This window comes from Stenotrophomonas maltophilia group sp. RNC7, from assembly GCF_030910085.1.
GTDB lineage: Bacteria > Pseudomonadota > Gammaproteobacteria > Xanthomonadales > Xanthomonadaceae > Stenotrophomonas > Stenotrophomonas sepilia.
The window spans coordinates 24734-42463 of the sequence record NZ_JAVFVN010000590.1; the positions used below are offsets into that span (position 1 = coordinate 24734).

A 17730-nucleotide genomic window follows, 5' to 3' on the forward strand; every position below is an offset into this window, starting at 1 on the left:
ACAGTCCGGTTCACCCGCGAGGGCACCGCTGCGACAGGTAAGGTAGCGGCGCCGAGCGTTCTGTTTCGTAGGGAGACCTGCCATGTTCACCACTCTGGCCGCCGTGCTGGTGGCGCTGGCCCTGGGCCACGTTGCCCCGGCCGCTGCCGCCTCGATGCGCCGTTTCGACGGCTTCCGGCGCTGGCTGGGCTGGCTGGATGCGCGTGGTGGCAAGGCCTGGCAGGGACCGGCTGGAGTGGCGCTGGCGCTGCTGCCGCCGCTGCTGCTGATGGGGCTGCTGGCGTGGCTGCTGCGCGGAGTGCTGTTCGGCCTGCCGTCCCTGCTGCTGGGCGTGGCCGTGCTGGCCTGGTGCTGGGGGCCGCGCGACCTGGATCGCGATATCGAAGCGATCATTGATGCGGACGACGCCGCGACGCGGCAGGCAGCCGTGCGCAACCTGCAGGCCGCCGGTGGCAGCCTGCGCGAAGACGTGCCGTCGCTGGTCGAAGCGACCGTGCTCAATGCGCTGCGTCGCTGGTTCGCGGTGCTGTTCTGGTTCCTGCTGCTGGGCCCGGCCGGTGCGTTGGGCTACCGCTTGCTGGCGCTGATGGCGGAAAGCCCGATGCGTGCACGCGTGCCGGTGGAGCCGCTGGCGCTGGCCCAGCGCCTGCTGGGCTGGATCGAGTGGCCGGTAGCGCAGCTGATGGCGTTCTCGATGGCGCTGGTCGGCAACTTCGATACGGCGTGGAAGGCCTGGCGCCAGGCCCATGGCGAACGCCTGGTCGGCACCATCGGGTTTCTGGGCGCGGTGGCGCGGGCCAGCGTCAACGCCGAGCTGCGCGAGGACGCGCACGATTACACCGAGGCGGGGCTGTTGCCGGTGTGGCAGCGGCTGCCGGACCTGCGTGATGCGATGAGCCTGGTGTGGCGGATGCTGCTGCTGTGGCTGGCGATCCTCGCGTTGCTGGTGATTGCAGGCTGGGTGACGTAGGTGTTCTGGCAGGGCTTGCAGCCCTGCACCTGCAGAGGCCAACGCCAAAGCCAAAGCGGCTCTGGGTTGCTGAGGGTTGGGCGGGGCGGTGTGGGGCTGCAGGACACGCCGTAAACCCCTCCCTGGGGGCTCGATGGCGCCATCCATGGCGCCAACGGTCCTGCAGCCCCACACCGCCCCACCCCCGACAGTTTCCCGATGACGGATGTTCTGTAGAGCCGAGCCATGCTCGGCTCCGAGCGAGCGCAGCGAAGCGATCCGCTTTCGCTTTTGATCTTCTTTTTCTTTTCCGTGGTGGACGCACACGGAAACTGTCCGTGGCCGGGCGGGATGGGTTTGCGGGGGTGTCCGCGGCATGGATGCCGCGGCCAAGCCTCCACGGACGGATTCACGGCGTCCCCCGCAAACCCATCCCGCCCGGCCGACCCCAAGGCTTCTGCCTTCAAACGCCGCCCACCACGAGGGGCTGCGCCGTTGGCTGGAAACTAGACCGGTGCCAGCGCCGTGAACGGTGCCCACGGCAGGTTACGCAGCAGCGCATACCCGGGCAGTACCCAGAGCCAGAACGTGGGATTGGCCAGCACCCGCATCAGCGGGTCCAGCAGGCGCGGACGGATGCCGGCGACGTTCAGCAGCATCAGCAGCAGGAAGGGCAGGCTGATGACCAGCAGCGGGTTCATCGCCATCGCGCCGGGCAGGTCGAAATGGACCAGCGAATACAGGCAGCGGGTGCTGCCACAGCCCGGACAGTACAGGCCGGTCAGCGCGTACAGCGGGCAGCTCGGCAAGGGATTACCGGCGACATACGGATTGACGTTGCGCAGCACCAGCGCGGCACCGGCGGCCAGGCCGGTGGCGGCCAGCAGTGGTGCCCAGCGGGCCAGTCGGGATCGGGTGGGCAGGGCGGACATGCAGCAACGGATCCGGCGCAGGCGCCGGATCCGTCCACGCGGATCAGTAGCCGCTGTTGCTCATCGCACCCATGCCGCCGAGAGCGACGATCAGGATGCCGTACAGCACGCCGACCACGACGGCGGCAATGGCCGACCAGATGGCCCACTTCTTGGCCTTGGCCGAGGATTCCTGGGCACCGGCGATGTCGCCAGCGGCCAGCTTGCCGTTGACCTGGGCGGCGTAGACGATCGACACGATGCCGGCCGGCAGGCAGCAGAACAGGGTGCTCAGGATGGCCCAGACCAGATTGTTCGGGACCTGCGGAGTGGCGGTATTCATGGGTTCAAGCTCCTTGATGGGTGGTGGTGGTGAATCATTGGTCGGAAAGAGCGCCCAGTACGGCCAAGCCGCCGAACAGCCCGAACCACAACAACAACAGGACCGGCAGGGCCACGGCCGAAGCCACCGCCCACCAGCCCGCCTTGCGCGACGCGCTGTAGGCCCCCGGCAGGTCGCCGGCCGCGCGGCGGCCATCGACCTGGGAGGCATAGACGATCGACACCACGCCCAACGGCAGGCAGCAGAACAGCGTCGTCAGGATCGCCCAGACCAGATGGTTGGGGATGTAGACCGGACGGCTGAGCGGTGGCGGTTGATTCAAAGCAAGACTCCATTCCTTGGTGGCCGGCCTTGGTGCATTGGCCGAACCTCCCCCCTGTGGGTGCGTAATCTACCTCAACCTGCGCTGCATGTATGCGTTTACAGTCAGATGGTGGCGTGTATGGCCCTTGACTGGGCGCTATTTGACGGGCCTCTGTCATGAGACAGAGGCCGTCATTCCGGGGATTGGGGCTATCGCTTGGAAGCGCTACCGGCGGCCGCCGGGCCGATCAGGCGTGATCGCCACGCAGGGCCCGCACCTGCGCCTCCAGCACCGGGGCGCGGGTGGCGTGGCCATCGACGGCCGGTGCCGCCACGACCTCGACGGTAGCGCGGAAACGGCGCGGCACCCGCATGCGGCCGAGGCGGCTGTCGCGGCGACTCCACATGCTCGACCACATGCCGCGCAGCGCCATCGGCACCTCCGGCACCGGCCGCCGCTCGAGGATCTTCTCGACGCCGGACTTGAACGGCGCCATCTCCCCGTCGCGGGTCAGCGCACCCTCGGGGAAGATGCAGACCAGTTCGCCTTCGGCCAGCGCAGCGTCGATCTCGTCGAACGCGCGCTGCATCAGTGCCGGGTCTTCGCGCGCACCGGCGATCGGGATTGCCTTGGCGGTCCGGAAGATCCAGCGCATTACCGGGATGTTGAAGATCCTGTAGTACATGACGAAGCGCACCGGGCGCGGAATCGTCGCCGACAGGATCAGCGCGTCCATGTAGCTGACGTGGTTGCAGACCAGCAGTGCGGCGCCTTCGTCGGGCACGTTGGCCTCGATGCCATGCGGGCGCAGCCGGTACAGGGTGCGCACCATCAACCAGCTGAGGAAGCGCATCAGGAATTCGGGGACGATGGTGAAGATGTAGATCGCCACCAGCGCGTTGGCGATGGCCAGCGCCAGGAACTGCTGCGGAATGGTCCAGTGCAGCAGCTTGTGCGCGGCCAGCGACAGCAACGCCGCAGCGACGATGAAGCCCGAGTTCTGGATGTTCAGTGCGGCGAACACGCGCGACATCTGCGCCTTCGGCGTGCGGCTCTGGATCAGTGCGAACAGCGGCACCACGAAGATGCCGGTGAACAGGCCGATGCCGATCAGGTCGATGACGATGCGGATGCTGCCGGGCTGCTGCAGGAACGGCGCGATGGTCAGCCCGTGCACCGTCGCTTCGCCGCTGCGGGCGAAGTACAGGTCGAGCAGGAACGCGGTCATGCCGAACGCCCCCAGCGGTACCAGGCCGATTTCCACCGTACGGGCTGACAGCTTCTCGCACAGCAGCGAGCCGACGCCGGTGCCCACCGAGAACAGGGCCAGCGCGAAGATGTACAGGGTCGGCTCGCCGCCCAGGTTGGTCACTGCGTAGGCCGGTAGCTGCGAGGTCAGCACGGTGCCAACGAACCAGAACCAGGACACGCCCAGGATCGAGTTGCGCACGGCCTTCTGCTGGCGCGCCATGCGCAGTACCGCCAGCGATTCCGGCAACGGGTTCCAGTTGATCTTCAGGGTCGGGTCGCCGGCATCGACCCTGGGAATCAGGCGCGCGGCGATGTTGCCGCAGACCGCCAGGGCGATGATCGCGCACGCAGCCACCACCGTACCGTGGCTGCCGGCCACGGTGAACACCAGGCCGCCGACGATCATGCCGGAGAGGATCGACATCGAGGTCCCCATCTCGACCAGGCCGTTGCCGCCGGTCAGTTCCTCGGGCCTGAGCACCGACGGCAGCACCGAATACTTCACCGGGCCGAACAGGGTCGATTGCATGCCGGTGCAGAACAGGGCGACCAGCAACACCGGCAGGCTCTGGGTGAGGAAGCCGGCGGCCGCCAGCGACATGATCACGATCTCCATGGTGGTGGTGATGACGATCAGCCGCGATTTTTCCAGTTTGTCGGCGATCTGCCCGGCCAGTGCCGAGAACAGGAAGTACGGCAGGATGAAGATGGCCGGTGCCAACGTGGCGTACAGCCCGAGTTCCTCCTCTGGCACGGCCATGAACAGCAACATGCTGATGATCGCTTGCCGGTACACGTTGTCGTTGAAAGCACCGAGCGCCTGTACCACGAAGAACGGCAGGAAACGGCGCTGGCGGAGCAGGGCAAACTGGTTGTGACCGGACATGGAACCTCCTTGACCGGCGCAGCCTAGCATTCCTGCCCATCCGCTGTGGGTGCGGACCTGTGGGTGCGGACCGTTGGTCCGCACGCCTGCCGTCGGACTCAGACGATATCGTCGACTACGCCGCCATCCACGCGCAGTGCCGCACCGGACGTGGCCGAAGCCTGCGGCGACGCCAGGTACACCACCATGTTGGCCACTTCCTCGACCGTGGCAGTGCGCTGGATCACCGAGGACGGCCGGTGTGCCATCACGAACTCGCGGCCGATCTGCTCCAGCGGCTTGCCGCTGCGCCGGCGTTCATCCTCGAACATCGCCGCGAAGCCATCGGACAGGGTCGGGCCAGGCAGCACCGCGTTGACGGTGACGCCGCTGCCGGCCACGCGCTTGGCCAGGCCGCGCGACAGTGACAGCTGCGCGGTCTTGCTGACCCCGTAATGGATCATGTCGGCCGGGATGTTGCGCGCCGATTCGGACGAAATGAACAGCACGCGGCCCCAGCCGGCATCGACCATCGCTGGCAGCAGCGCACGCGACAGGCGTACGCCGGACATCACGTTGGTCTGCCAGTAGCGCTCCCAGGTGGCGTCATCGGTCTGGAAGAAATCCTCTGGGCCGAAGATGCCGGCGTTGTTGACCAGGATGTCGATCTTCGGCAGCCCAGCCAGCAGCGTATCGACACCGGCCGCATCGGAGAGGTCGGCGGCGACACCGAGTACGTCGGCTCCCGGCACGGCCGCGAGCAGATGCTGGCGGGCGCGCTCGACGCTGCTGGTGCTGCGGCCATTGACAATGACCCGCGCACCAGCGCTGGCCAGGCCTTGGGCGATGGCCAGGCCGATGCCGGCGGTGGAGGCGGTCACCAGCGCGGTGCGGCCGCTGAGTTCGATTTTCATGGTGATGATCCGGGGCGGGAGCTGCCCAGTATCCGCGTGGCGGCGTGATCGAACTGCATCGCCCGGTGCAACGCGCCGTTGCACGCAGCGCAGCAGATCCACGCCGTGCGTGGATGGGACGCCCGATCAGCGATGAGGGATCAGGTCAGGTTGGTCACCGCCTCATTGGCCGCTGCACGCACCTTCGGCAGCATGCGCAGCACCAGCGCCATCTGGGTACGGATCAACTGCAGTTTCGGCGGCATCGCCTCGTCGATCTGCTCCAGCTCGGCGGCCACCGCGCGGTCGGCGTCGTTGTCATCGTCCGCGACGGGTTGCCGCGCGGTCAGCGCCGTCGCCAGCTGCTGAAGTGCCTTGCGCACGCGATCGCCCGCGGCCAGCGCCAGTGGATCGCCTGCGTAGCTGTCCACCTGGTCGCGGTGCGCACCCAGCGCCGACAGATGCCCCAGCAGCGTGTTGGACAGCGCCAGGAAGCGGAAGCCGGCATCCAGGTTGCGGCGCACGTGGCCGGGTTCGCGCAGCATGTTCGACAGTGCGGTGGACAGCGCGGCGTCGGCGTTGTGCATGTCGCGGCGGGCGATGCGGTAGGCCAGGTCGTCGCGCATGCCGCTGCGGTACTGGCCCAGCACCGAATCCAGGTAGCGAGCGGCGGTATCCAGCACGCGTGCCAGGACGAGATGCAGCTGGCGGCCCTGCCAGTCGGGCAGGATCAGGAACGCGGCGGCGGCGGCGATCGCGCAGCCCAGCAGCGTATCGACCATGCGCGGCACGATCAGCACGAAGCCATCGCCGATCAGGTTGAAGCAGGTCAGCGCCATCACGGTGATCGCGGCTGATGCCACCAGGTAGCGGTCGGTGCGGGTGAAGAAGAACAACAGTGCCGACAGCAGTGCGATCAGCAGCTGTACGTGCAGCTGCGGGAACAGCTGCAGCAGTGCCCAGGTCAGCACCAGTCCGGCGACGGTGCCGACGATGCGCTGTGCCAGGCGCTGGCGGGTGGCGCCGAAGTTGGGCCGGCACACGAACACGATGGTCAGCAGTACCCATGAACCATTCTGCGCATTGAACAGCCGGATCGCTGCAAAGCCGGCGATCAGCGCCAGTGCCATGCGCAGGCCATGGCGGAACAGCACCGAGCCGGGCGTGAGCTGCTGGCGGATGCGCACGCCCATCTCGCGCAGGGTATGCGGGTTGCTGTCGCGCAGGCGGGTGTCGACGTTGTCCAGGCTGGCTTCGGAACGTTCGGCATCCAGCAGGCGGCGCTCGATGCTGCGCAGGTTGTGAACCAGCAGGTCCAGCGAGCCGAGCAGGCGCTGCCACTGCGGGCGCTGCTGGTCACGCAGGTAGGCCAGCGCGTCGGCCAGGTCGCGCCCGGCCTGCTGGTTGCTTTCGCCGTATACGAACGGACGACGCAGCCGGATCGCCTCGCCCAGGCGGGCACAGGCCTGGCCCTGCAGATCGAGCAGGCGCTGGCAGCGGTAAAGCACATCGCTGTGGAAGAAGGCGTCCACCAGCGCGCCATACGGGTAGTGCGAGGAACTGGCGCGCTCGTGGAAATCCTGTGCCATGTAATACAGGCGCAGGTACAGGCCGGAGTTCACGCCCGGCCGCCCGGAACGGCCGAAGCGGGCCAGGATCGCGGTCTTGGCCTCGTTCAACGCACCGACCACGCGCCGGTTCTGTTCGGCCAGGTCGAGTTGGCGACGTTGCAGGTCGGCTTCGCGCACCGGCTCGAACAGCGCAGCCTTCAGCTGCAGGTAGCGGCCCAGCTCAACGTACAGCCGCGCCACGCGTTCGCGCACCGGCCGGTTGGCGAACAGCGCAGTCCACAGGATCGACAGCAGCCCGTACCAGGCTGCACCGGCCAGCAGATGGCTGACCGCGTCCAGCGCGCTGTGCAGGTCGCTGGCGCCATGCTGCTCCAAGCCGATCATCGTGTAGATCGCCAGCGTCACCGTGGCCTGGGCAATGGATGCGTAGCGCTCACCGAGCGCGCCAAGCAGTGTCAGGCCGAAGGTGGACAGTGCCAGCGCACCGATGAAGATCCACGGCCACGGGAACAGCCAGATCACCGAGGCCGCCGCAATGCAGAAGCACAACAGTGACAACACCACGGCCTTGATCCGGCCCCACCAGTTGTCGTCCGTTTCTGCGATGGCGCTTGCGATGATGCCGAGGAACACGCCGGGCAGGGCGGTCAGCGCCTCGAACTGCCAGCACACGGCCACGGCCGCGGTCAGCGCGATGAACACGCGCAGGCCGTAGCTGGCCTTTTCGTGGGCCCACAGGCGGCTGAGGCGGGATTGGCGGGCGGACATGCAGGCTCGGTGGAAGGGTCTTCCACCATTATTGCGGGTGCGGGGTGAAGGGGACAGCCTGCGCAGGAATACCGGTAGTGCCGGCCGCTGGCCGGCAGATTCGCAGCACCTAGAAGTAGATCCACGCCATGCGTGGATGGGCTCTACTACGCCTGCTGCGCGCGCTTGAGCAGCTTCGCTTCGCGCCTGCGCGCGCGACGGGTGCGCCAGCGCTCGGCCAGGCAGGAGAAGATCACGTACAGCGCCGGCGTACTGAGCAGGGTCAGGCTCTGCGAGAACAGCAGGCCGCCGATCATCGCGATGCCCAACGGGCGGCGCAGCTCGGACCCTTCACCCAGGCCGATCGCCAGCGGCACTGCGGCCAGGATCGCGACCATCGTGGTCATCATGATCGGGCGGAAGCGCACGATGCTGGCCTCGCGTGCGGCATCGCGCGGCGCCAGCCCATGCTCGCGCTGCGCCACCAGTGCGAAGTCGATCATCATGATCGCGTTCTTCTTGACGATGCCGATCAGCAGCACCAGCGCGATCATCGAGATCACCGACAGCTCGGTGTTGGTGCCGAACAGGGCCAACAGCGCACCGACACCGGCCGCCGGCAGCGTGGACAGGATGGTGACCGGGTGGATCAGGCTCTCGTAGAGCATGCCCAGTACCAGGTACACGGTCAGGATTGCGGCGAACACCAGGATCAGCATGTCGCTGGGATCGGAGTTGAAGCCGAAGCCCGCATCGTCGGCCAGGCGGATGTCGCCGGGCATGCGCATGCCGGCCACGGTCGCGTCGATGATCGCCTTGGCCTCGCCCATGCTCACGTTGGGAGCCAGGTTGTAGCTGAGGTCCATCGTCGTGTACTGGTTCTCGTGGGTGATCTGCGATGGGGCCAGGCCAGGCATCTGCGTAGCCACCGCGGTGATCGGCACCATGTCGCCGTTGCGCGCACGCACGTACACCTCATCCAGCGCCGCCGGGGTGGCGGTCTGCGAGGGCAGGGCATTGACCACCACGCTGTACTGGTTGATGTCCGAATAGATGGTGGAGATCTGGCGCTGGCCGAACGCCCCGTACAGCGCGCCGTCGATGGCGCCCACCGTGATGCCCAGGCGCGCGGCCTTTGCGCGGTCGATCTGGATGTTCTGGCGCAGGCCGGCATTGTCCACGTCGGTGCCGACGTCGCGCAGCTTCGGGTTCTTCTTCAGTTCCGCCTGCAGCTTGGGCAGCCATTCCTGCAGTGCGGCCAAGTCGTTGCCCTGCAGCGAGATGCGGTACTGCGCGCCCTGGCTGGAACCGCCGCCATCGTTGCTGGGCAGGTCCTGGATCGCGCGCAGGCGCAGCTGCAGGTCGGGATAGCGATCGGCCTTGGCGCTGAGGCGCGCCAACGCATGCGCGGTGGTTTCGCGGCGGCCGTCGCTGCGTGATTTCAGCTCGATGTTGAACTGTGCACTGGAGCCCTGGCGGCCGCTGCCCAGGCGTACACCCACCGTCTTCACCGCCGGGTCGGCCATCAGCATGTCGGTGATGCGGCGCTGGCGCGCGACCATGTCCTCGAACGACACGGTGGCACTGGAGTTGGCGCGGCCCCAGATCAGGCCGGTGTCCTGCGGCGGGAACGCGCCCTTCTTCACCGCGCCGAACAGGAAGATGGTGACGCCGATCAGGATCAGTGGCGTCAGCGACAGAAGCAGCGCGTGGCGCAGCGAGAAATCGAGGAACACGGTGTAGATGCGCAGCATGCGCTCGTGGCCGGCGTTCAGCCAGCGGCCGAAACGCGACGGCGGCGCGCTGTGGTCGTGCGCGCTGAGGAAGCGGCTGCACAGCGCCGGGGTCAACGTCAGCGAGACGATCATCGAGACCACGATGGCCGCCACCAGGGTGACGGTGAACTCGCGGAAGAACGCGCCCATCATGCCGCTGGCGAACAGCAGCGGGATGAACACCGCCACCAGCGAGGCGGTGATCGAGACGATGGTGAAGCCGATCTCGCGCGCACCGGTCAACGCCGCCTGCATGCGCGGCATGCCTTCGTCGAGGTGGCGCATGATGTTCTCGATCACCACGATCGCATCGTCGACCACGAAGCCGATCGCGATCACCAGCGCCAGCAGGCTCAGATTGTTCAGGGTGAAGCCCATCACGTACATCACCAGCGCGGCGCCGGCCAGCGACAGCGGCACGGTCACCGCCGCGATCAGGGTGGGGGCCAGCCGGCGCAGGAACAGCGCCATGGTCAGCACCACCATCGCCAGGCTGATCAGCAGGGTGACCTGCACTTCATGCAGCGACGAACGGATGGTCGGCGTACGGTCGAAGTACGGCGTCATCGTGGTGCCCGGCTGCAGGTAGTCGCGCAGGGTGGGGATCTGCGCCTTGACCCGGTCCACGGTCTCCACGATGTTGGCGCCGGCGCGGGTGAACACGTACATCACCACCGCCGGCTTGTGGTCGAACCACGCCGCCTGGTAGGCATCCTGTTGGCCGTCGTAGACGTTGGCGATATCCTTCAGCCGGATCACCCGGCCGTCGCCCTGGGTCTTGACCACCAGGTCGGCGAAGTCGGCGGCGCGCGCCACCGAGTCGTTGGCGATGATCGCCGTGGTGGTGTTGCCATCGCTGAGGAAGCCGGTGGGCGAGGTCACGTTGGCCGCGCGCACTGCGTTGCGCAGGTCATCGGCGGTAAGGCCCAACGCGTTCATCAGGCGCAGGTTGACATCCACGCGCACCGCCGGCGTCGACGCGCCAGCGATGTCGACCGAGGCGACGCCGCTGATCTGGCGGATGCGCTGCGCCAGCAGCGAGTCGGCCACGTTGTAGAGCTCGTCGGCCGACTGCGTCTGCGAGGTCAGCGCGATGGCGATCACCGGGTCGTCGTTCGGATTCGCCTTCTGGTACATCGGCGAGCCCATGCCCGAGGGCAGGTCGGCCTGGGCCGAGTTGATCGCCGTTTGTACATCCAGTGCCGCCGAATCGATGTTGTGGCCGCTCTGGAAGATCATGAACACCAGCGAGCTGCCTTCCGAGCTCGACGAGCGCATGCGATCGATGCCCGGCAGCTGGCCGAGATGGCGTTCCAGCGGCGCGGTGACGGTCGAGGCCATGGTCGCCGCGTCGGCGCCGGACTGGCTGGCATGCACGAAGATTACCGGGATCTCGATGTTCGGCAGCGCCGATACGCCCAGGCGCAGGTAGCAGATCAGGCCGACCATGAACAGGCCGATGGCCAGCAGTGCGGTGCCGATCGGGCGGCGGATGAAGGGACCGGACAGGTTCATCGCGCGGCCCCCCACGGCAGTGGGGCGTGGATCATGCCTGCGGCTCCTGCAGCGAACCGTCGCGCAGCGCACGCTGTTCGCGGCGGCGCGCCAGCCACTCAGAGAAGCGCTCCATGTACAGGTAGATCACCGGCGTGGTGTACAGGGTCACCAACTGCGACAGCAGCAGGCCGCCAACGATGGCGATACCCAGCGGGCGGCGCAGCTCCGAACCGATGCCGGTGCCGAGCGCCAGCGGCAGTGCGCCGAGCATGGCCGCAGCGGTGGTCATCATGATCGGGCGGAAGCGCAGCAGGCAGGCGCGGCGGATCGCCTCGTGCGCGTTGGCGCCGGCGCGGCGGGCTTCGATGGCGAAGTCGACCATCATGATGCCGTTCTTCTTGACGATGCCGATCAGCAGCACGATGCCGACGATGCCATCCACCGACAGGCTCAGCCCGCACAGCATCAGCGCCAGCAGCGCGCCGACACCGGCCGGCGGCAGCGTGGAGATGATCGTGATCGGGTGGATGTAGCTCTCGTAGAGCACGCCCAGCACGATGTAGATCACCACCAGCGAGGCCAGCAGCAGCCACACCACGTCGGTCTGGCTGCCGGTGAACTCAGCCGCCTTGCCGATGAACTCGGCATGCAGGTGGGTGGGCATGTCCAGGCTGTCCTTGGTCTCCTGGATCGCTCGCACCGCTTCGGACAGCGAATAGCCCGGCGCCACGTTGAACGACACGGTCAGCGCCGGCAGCTGCTGCTGGTGGCTGACCACCAGCGGTGCGCTGCTGACCTTGCCTTCGGCCAGCGCCGACAGCGGGATGATGTTGCCGGCGCCGACGGTGATGCCGGTGTTCTGCGCGCCGATGCCGGTGGCGGTGGACGAGTTGGAGGAGGTGACCTGGCCGAAGCTGGTGGCATTGGTGCCGGTCAATGCGCCGGCGCCGTTGGAGGCGACGGCCAGCTGTTCCATCAGCGCGGTGCTGGTGCGGAACTCCGGTGCCACTTCCAGCACCACGCGATACTGGTTGAGCTCGGTGAAGATGGTCGAGATCTGGCGCTGGCCGAACGCATCGTAGAGCGTGTCGTCGATGGTCTGCATCGGCACGCCCAGCACGCTGGCCTTGTCGCGGTCGATGTTCAGCTCCAGGGCGCGGCCCTGGTTGGACAGGTTGTTGTCGACGTCGGCCAGTTCCGGGCGCTTGCGCAGCGCTTCGGTCAGGCGCGTGGCCTGGGTCGCCACCGTCGCCGAATCCACGTCCGACAGCGAGTACTGGTACTCGGTGGCGGCCACGCGGGTATCCAGGGTCACGTCCTGCACCGGTTTCAGGTACAGCGCCACGCCCGGAATGCCGGCCACCGCCTTCTGCAGGCGCGGCAGGATCTCATCCAGGCCATCGCGCTCGCCGCGTTCCTTCAGCACGATCGACAGCTGGCCCTGGTTGAGCGTGGGATTCATGCTGCCCGCGCCAATGAAGGCCGACACGCCGGTCACATCCGGGTCCTGGCGCAGCGCTTCGGCCACCTGCCGGGTGCGCTGCTCCATCTGCGGGAAGGCGATGTTCTGGTCGGCCTGCACCACGCCGGTGATCAGGCCGGTGTCCTGTTCGGGCAGCAGGCCCTTGGGGATCAGCACGTACAGCAGCACGGTCAGCACCAGCGCGCCACCGGCCACGGCCAGGGTCAGGCGCTGGTGGCCCAGCACCCAGTCCAGGCTGTGCTCGTAGAGGCCGACGGTGCGCGTCCACAGGTTCTGCTTGCCGGCCGCTGCCGCGCGCTCATGCGCGTCCTCGCCCTCGGGCAGGGCGTCGGGCTTGAGCAGGTAGGCGCACATCATCGGGGTCAGCGTCAGCGAGATCAGCATCGACAGCACCACGGCGATGCTCAGCACCCACGCGAACTCGTGGAACAGGCGGCCGGTGACGCCGGGCATCAGCAGCAGCGGCAGGAACACCGCCACCAGCGAGACGGTCAGCGACAGCACGGTGAAGCCGATCTGGCGTGCGCCGATCTCGGCCGCTTCCTTGCCGCTCTTGCCCTGCTCGATGTAGCGCACGATGTTCTCGATCATCACGATCGCGTCGTCGACCACGAAGCCGGTGGCCACCACCAGCGCCATCAGCGACAGGTTGTCCAGCGACATGCCGGCGAAGGCCATCACCGCGAAGGTACCGGCCAGCGAGAGCGGTACTGCCACCGACGGGATGATCGTGGCCCACAGGCGGCGCAGGAACACGAAGATCACCGCCACCACCAGGCCGATGGTGAGGATCAGGGTGAACTGCACCTCATGCACCGAGGCGCGGATGGTCTCGGTGCGATCGTTGAAGATTTCCAGGTGCACGTCGGCCGGCAGCACGCCCTGCAGCTGCGGCAGGATCGCGCGGATGCGCTCGACGGTCTGCACGATGTTGGCACCGGGCTGGCGGCGCACTTCCAGCAGCACCGCCGGCTTGCCATCGGCCCAGGCGGCCAACTGGTCGTTCTCCACGCCATCGATCACCTCGGCCACGTCCGACAGCCGCACCGGGCGGCCGTTCTTGTAGCTGATGATGGTGTCGCGGTACTCGGCGGCGCTGGCCAGCTGGTCGTTGGTGCCGATGCTGTAGGACTGGGTCTTGCCGTTCAACGAACCCTTCGGCGCGTTGACGTTGGCCTGGGTCAGCGCGCTGCGCAGCTGTTCCAGGGTCAGCCCCATGTTCGACAGCTGCGCCGGATTGACCTGGATACGCACGGCGGGCCGCACGTTGCCGGCAATCGAGACCAGGCCCACGCCCTGCACCTGCGACAGGCGCTGGGCCAGGATCGAGTCGGCGTAGTTGTTGACGTCGCGCAGCGGGCGCGTGTCAGAGGTCAGCTTCAGGGTGACGATGGCCGCGTCGGCCGGATTCACCCGGTTGTAGACCGGCTGGTAGGGCAGCGATGAGGGCAGGGTGGCCTGGCGGATCGCCGCCTGCACGTCCTGCGCGGCGATGTCGATGTCGCGGTCCATCGAGAACTGCAGGATGATCGTCGACAACCCGGCCGACGAGTCCGACGTCATCAGTTCCAGCCCGGAGATCTGCCCGAACTGGCGCTCCAGCGGGGTGGTGACCAGCGAGGCCATGGTGGTGGCGTTGGCGCCGGGGTACTGGGTGGTGACCACCAGGCTGGGCGCATCGATTTCCGGCAGCGCCGACACCGGCAGCTTGCGGTAACCGAGGATGCCCAGCAGCAACAGGCCCGCCATCAACAGCGAGGTAGCGATCGGGCGGCGGATGAAGATCGTCGAAAAGCCCACGGACTGATCCTTGCTGGCACTTCAATGTCGGCGCCGGCAGGTCCGCCGGCGCGAGGGAGAACCGTGGCCTGCGCTCAGCGCGGGCCACCACCGCGACGGCCACCGCCGCCCGCGTTCTTCTGTTCGGCCGCCTTCAGTTCGGCCTCGGTCGGCGCGGCCGGGGTCTCGCCCGGCTTCAGCGCGGTGACCTTGCTGCCCGGCTTCAGGCGGAACTGGCCTTCGCTGACCACCCGCTCGCCGCCCTTGAGGCCTTCGGCGATCTGCACCTGGCTGTCGCCCACTTCCACGCCGCTGCGCACGGTCTGCATCTTCACCGTGTTGTCGCCCTGCACGACATAGACGTACTCGCCGTCCGGGCCACGCAGCACCGCCTGGGTCGGAATGACCACGCCGCCGCCGATGGTGCGCAGCTGCATGCGCACGTTGACGAACTGGCCCGGCCACAGGCTGTTGTCGGTGTTGTCGAAGACGGCGCGCGCCTTGAACGTGCCGCTGTCCGCACTGATCAGGTTGTCGACCACATCGAGCTTGCCGTCGCCGGACAGCACGTGCGAATCGGCGCGGTCCAGCGCCGCCACCGGCACCGTGCCGGCGGCCTGCGCCTGGCGCACATCGCCGAGCTGGCGCTCGGGCAGGTTGAACAGCACGTGGATCGGATGGATCTGGGTCAACGTGACCAGCGCGGTACCGGCGTTGACCACGTTGCCGGCATCGACCGCACGGATGCCGGCGATGCCGGAGATCGGTGCGGTGACCCGGGTGTACTGCAGCTGCACCTGCGCCGAGCGCATGCTGGCCTCGTTGGCGGCCACGGCGCTTTCGTACTGTGCCACTTGGTTTCGCTGTGTATCCAGATCGGTCTTGGCGACGTACTGGCGATACTCCGGCGCGTTCGAGCGCTGGTAGTTGGAGCGCGCGGTGGCCAGCAGGGCCTCGTTCTGGCGCTTGGCTGCCGCGGCCTGGTCGTAGCTGGCCTGGGCGGTGCGCGGATCGATCACCGCCAGCACATCACCCTGCTTCACTTCCTGGCCTTCACGGAAATTCAGGCTCATCAGCTGGCCGCCGACCTGCGGGCTGACGGTGACGGTGTTCATCGCGGTCACCGTACCCAGCGCGCTGGCATACACCGGCACGTCCTGGCGCGTGGCCTCCACCACGGTCACCGGCACTGGACCGGCACTCGGATCTTCGCCGCCCTGGCGCGCGCCCGCAACAGGTTTTCCAGCCTTGTCCTTGCCCCCGCCGATGACGCGCAGGCCGACCACGGCCAGCACCAGGATCGCCACGACCAGCAGCACGATCTTCCAAACACGTGACATTACGAGGACTCCGAGAGGGCTGGACCGGACGGGACGCCGGGACAATGCGCAAAGCATACCTGTGCCACATCACGTTTCCTGCATGACGGATGGGACGGGCGCTAAGACCGGATGCGGCGCCGGAGGTTCCCGTGGCGCCGGTGTTGCCCTACATTCAGCTGGAACCCTCTTGCTGTGGAGATTGCGATGCGCCGTTCGCTGCTGCTGTCCGCCCTGCTGCTGGCCCTGCCGGCGCTTGCCCATGCCCAGGACGGGCAACGCCCGGAAGTGACCGCCGCCGCGCAGCGGCTGCAGGCCCGGGTGGTCGAATGGCGTCGTGACTTCCACCAACATCCGGAGCTGTCCAATCGCGAGGCGCGCACCTCGGCCGAGGTCGCCAAGCGCCTGCGGGCGATGGGCCTGAAGCCGAAGACCGGCATCGCCCACCACGGCGTGGTGGCGATCATCGAAGGCGGCAAGCCGGGTCCGAAGATCGCGTTGCGTGCAGACATGGACGCGTTGCCGGTGACCGAGCAGACCGGCCTGCCGTTCGCCTCCAAGGCCACCGACCAGTACCGCGGGCAGACCGTGGGCGTGATGCATGCCTGTGGCCACGACGCGCACACCGCGACGCTGCTGGGCGTGGCCGAAGCGCTGGTATCAATGAAGAAGGACCTGCCGGGCCAGGTGATGCTGATCTTCCAGCCGGCCGAGGAAGGCGCGCCGCCGCCGGAAGAGGGCGGTGCCGCACTGATGCTGAAGGAAGGGCTGTTTGCCGACTTCAAGCCGGAGGCAGTGTTCGGCCTGCATGTGTTCTCCAGCGTGCAGGCCGGCCAGATCGCGGTGCGCGGCGGCCCATTGATGGCTGCCTCTGATCGCTTCGGGATCAAGGTGATCGGTCGCCAGACGCATGGCTCGGCACCGTGGAACGGTGTTGACCCGATCGTCGCCACCGCCGATCTGGTCGGCACCGCGCAGACCATCGTCAGCCGCCGCGCCAACCTGTCCAAGCAACCGGCGGTGCTGACCTTCGGCGCAATCAACGGCGGCATCCGCTACAACATCATTCCCGATGAAGTGGAGATGGTCGGCACCATCCGCACCTTCGACGAAGGCATGCGCCAGCAGATCTTTGCCGACCTGCGCAATGTGGCCGAGCACACGGCCGCCGCGCACGGTGCGAAGGCGGTGACCGACATCTACGAATCGGAGGGCAACCCGGCCACGGTGAACGACCCGGCGCTGACCGCGAAGATGCTGCCGAGCCTGCAGGCGGTCGTGGGCAAGGACAACGTGTACGAGCCGCCGCTGCAGATGGGCGCGGAGGATTTCTCGCTGTACGCGAAGGAAGTGCCGGGCATGTTCTTCTTCGTCGGGTCCACCAGCGTGGGCATCGATCCGGCGACGGCGCCGGCCAACCATTCGCCGAAGTTCCTGCTGGATGAGAAGGCGCTGGATGTGGGATTGCGCGCGTTGCTGCAGGTGAGCCTGGATTACCTGCACGGTGCCGGCTCGCCTGCGGGGTGAGGGTTGCCGGCAGGGCTTGCAGCCCTGGGTACGCGACATCGCATGCGCGCTGTCGCTCCCACAGTTCGCTGCGCGAACAGTGGGCCCCCCTTACCAGCTTCCAGACCCCTGCCGCTTCGCGGCCGCCCCCTGACTCAGGGGGCTTTCCTCCAGACCCGATCCCGTGGCTTGCCGGTAGATCCACGCCATGCGTGGATGGCAGACATCGAAAATGTCCGAAGGATCGGATTTTGACTTTCTGATCTTTCCCGTGGTGGATCGGCGGCAGAAATGTGTCGGGGGGCCGGGCGGGTGGGGGTGGCGGGGTATCCGCGCCATGGATGGCGCGGCGAAGCCGCCACGGACGGCGTCACGGCGTCCCCGCCCGCCCCCACCGCCCCGCCCCCACCCCGGAATACAGGCTTTAGACGCCCCAACACCCCACCACCGAGGGGCTCCCCCGTTGGCCCGCCAGGCCGAAGGCCCCCCCACCGCGCGATAAAAAGCGTCCCATGAACACCCCACATAGGAAGAGCG

Annotated in this window: 11 protein-coding genes; 2 read left to right on the forward strand and 9 right to left on the reverse strand. The window is 67.5% G+C overall.

Annotated elements, in window-relative coordinates; translation table 11 throughout:
• Positions 1–82: 82 nt before the first annotated feature.
• Entirely contained in the window at positions 83–970 is an 888-nt protein-coding gene (gene ampE / locus RCF13_RS11240; RefSeq protein ID WP_072168916.1) for a regulatory signaling modulator protein AmpE, read from the forward strand.
• A gap of 485 nt (positions 971–1455) precedes the next feature.
• On the opposite strand, the gene RCF13_RS11245 is transcribed toward ampE, so the two are convergent.
• The 9 genes from RCF13_RS11245 to RCF13_RS11285 all read right to left on the reverse strand — a co-directional run bounded on the left by RCF13_RS11245 (position 1456) and on the right by RCF13_RS11285 (position 15708).
• The gene (locus tag RCF13_RS11245) at positions 1456–1881 is read right to left on the reverse strand and encodes a DUF2752 domain-containing protein (protein WP_005419786.1); all 426 of its coding nucleotides are present in this window, start codon (positions 1879–1881) and stop codon (positions 1456–1458) included.
• A 43-nt stretch (positions 1882–1924) separates the two neighbouring features.
• Positions 1925–2203, reverse strand: a complete 279-nt coding sequence (locus RCF13_RS11250) for a CD225/dispanin family protein (RefSeq protein WP_005419785.1) — start codon at positions 2201–2203, stop codon at positions 1925–1927.
• A gap of 34 nt (positions 2204–2237) precedes the next feature.
• Entirely contained in the window at positions 2238–2525 is a 288-nt protein-coding gene (locus tag RCF13_RS11255) for a CD225/dispanin family protein (protein WP_005419784.1), read from the reverse strand.
• Positions 2526–2754: 229 nt separating this feature from the next.
• The gene (locus RCF13_RS11260; protein ID WP_308141185.1) at positions 2755–4644 is read right to left on the reverse strand and encodes an MFS transporter; all 1890 of its coding nucleotides are present in this window, start codon (positions 4642–4644) and stop codon (positions 2755–2757) included.
• Positions 4645–4742: 98 nt separating this feature from the next.
• Positions 4743–5537: an SDR family oxidoreductase gene (locus RCF13_RS11265; RefSeq protein ID WP_061478213.1), complete on the reverse strand. Its 795-nt coding sequence runs from the start codon at positions 5535–5537 to the stop codon at positions 4743–4745.
• Positions 5538–5677: 140 nt separating this feature from the next.
• Complete coding sequence (gene yccS / locus RCF13_RS11270) at positions 5678–7855, reverse strand: YccS family putative transporter (RefSeq protein WP_154351520.1); 2178 nt, start codon at positions 7853–7855, stop codon at positions 5678–5680.
• A 146-nt stretch (positions 7856–8001) separates the two neighbouring features.
• Entirely contained in the window at positions 8002–11124 is a 3123-nt protein-coding gene (locus tag RCF13_RS11275; protein ID WP_231352355.1) for an efflux RND transporter permease subunit, read from the reverse strand.
• A 31-nt stretch (positions 11125–11155) separates the two neighbouring features.
• On the reverse strand, positions 11156–14389 hold the full coding sequence (locus RCF13_RS11280) for an efflux RND transporter permease subunit (RefSeq protein ID WP_134968342.1): 3234 nt from the start codon (positions 14387–14389) through the stop codon (positions 11156–11158).
• A gap of 74 nt (positions 14390–14463) precedes the next feature.
• The gene (locus tag RCF13_RS11285) at positions 14464–15708 is read right to left on the reverse strand and encodes an efflux RND transporter periplasmic adaptor subunit (RefSeq protein ID WP_134968343.1); all 1245 of its coding nucleotides are present in this window, start codon (positions 15706–15708) and stop codon (positions 14464–14466) included.
• A gap of 186 nt (positions 15709–15894) precedes the next feature.
• Between RCF13_RS11285 and RCF13_RS11290 the strand changes: the two genes are divergently transcribed.
• On the forward strand, positions 15895–17214 hold the full coding sequence (locus tag RCF13_RS11290) for a M20 family metallopeptidase (RefSeq protein WP_088496586.1): 1320 nt from the start codon (positions 15895–15897) through the stop codon (positions 17212–17214).
• Positions 17215–17730 lie beyond the last annotated feature (516 nt).

Coding starts and splice junctions, on each gene's coding strand:
- RCF13_RS11260 (WP_308141185.1), bottom strand. CDS start 4,644: ATGTCCGGTCACAACCAGTTTGCCCTGCTCCGCCAGCGCCGTTTCCTG.
- RCF13_RS11285 (WP_134968343.1), bottom strand. CDS start 15,708: ATGTCACGTGTTTGGAAGATCGTGCTGCTGGTCGTGGCGATCCTGGTG.
- ampE (WP_072168916.1), top strand. CDS start 83: ATGTTCACCACTCTGGCCGCCGTGCTGGTGGCGCTGGCCCTGGGCCAC.
- RCF13_RS11275 (WP_231352355.1), bottom strand. CDS start 11,124: ATGAACCTGTCCGGTCCCTTCATCCGCCGCCCGATCGGCACCGCACTG.
- RCF13_RS11290 (WP_088496586.1), top strand. CDS start 15,895: ATGCGCCGTTCGCTGCTGCTGTCCGCCCTGCTGCTGGCCCTGCCGGCG.
- RCF13_RS11250 (WP_005419785.1), bottom strand. CDS start 2,203: ATGAATACCGCCACTCCGCAGGTCCCGAACAATCTGGTCTGGGCCATC.
- RCF13_RS11245 (WP_005419786.1), bottom strand. CDS start 1,881: ATGTCCGCCCTGCCCACCCGATCCCGACTGGCCCGCTGGGCACCACTG.
- RCF13_RS11265 (WP_061478213.1), bottom strand. CDS start 5,537: ATGAAAATCGAACTCAGCGGCCGCACCGCGCTGGTGACCGCCTCCACC.
- yccS (WP_154351520.1), bottom strand. CDS start 7,855: ATGTCCGCCCGCCAATCCCGCCTCAGCCGCCTGTGGGCCCACGAAAAG.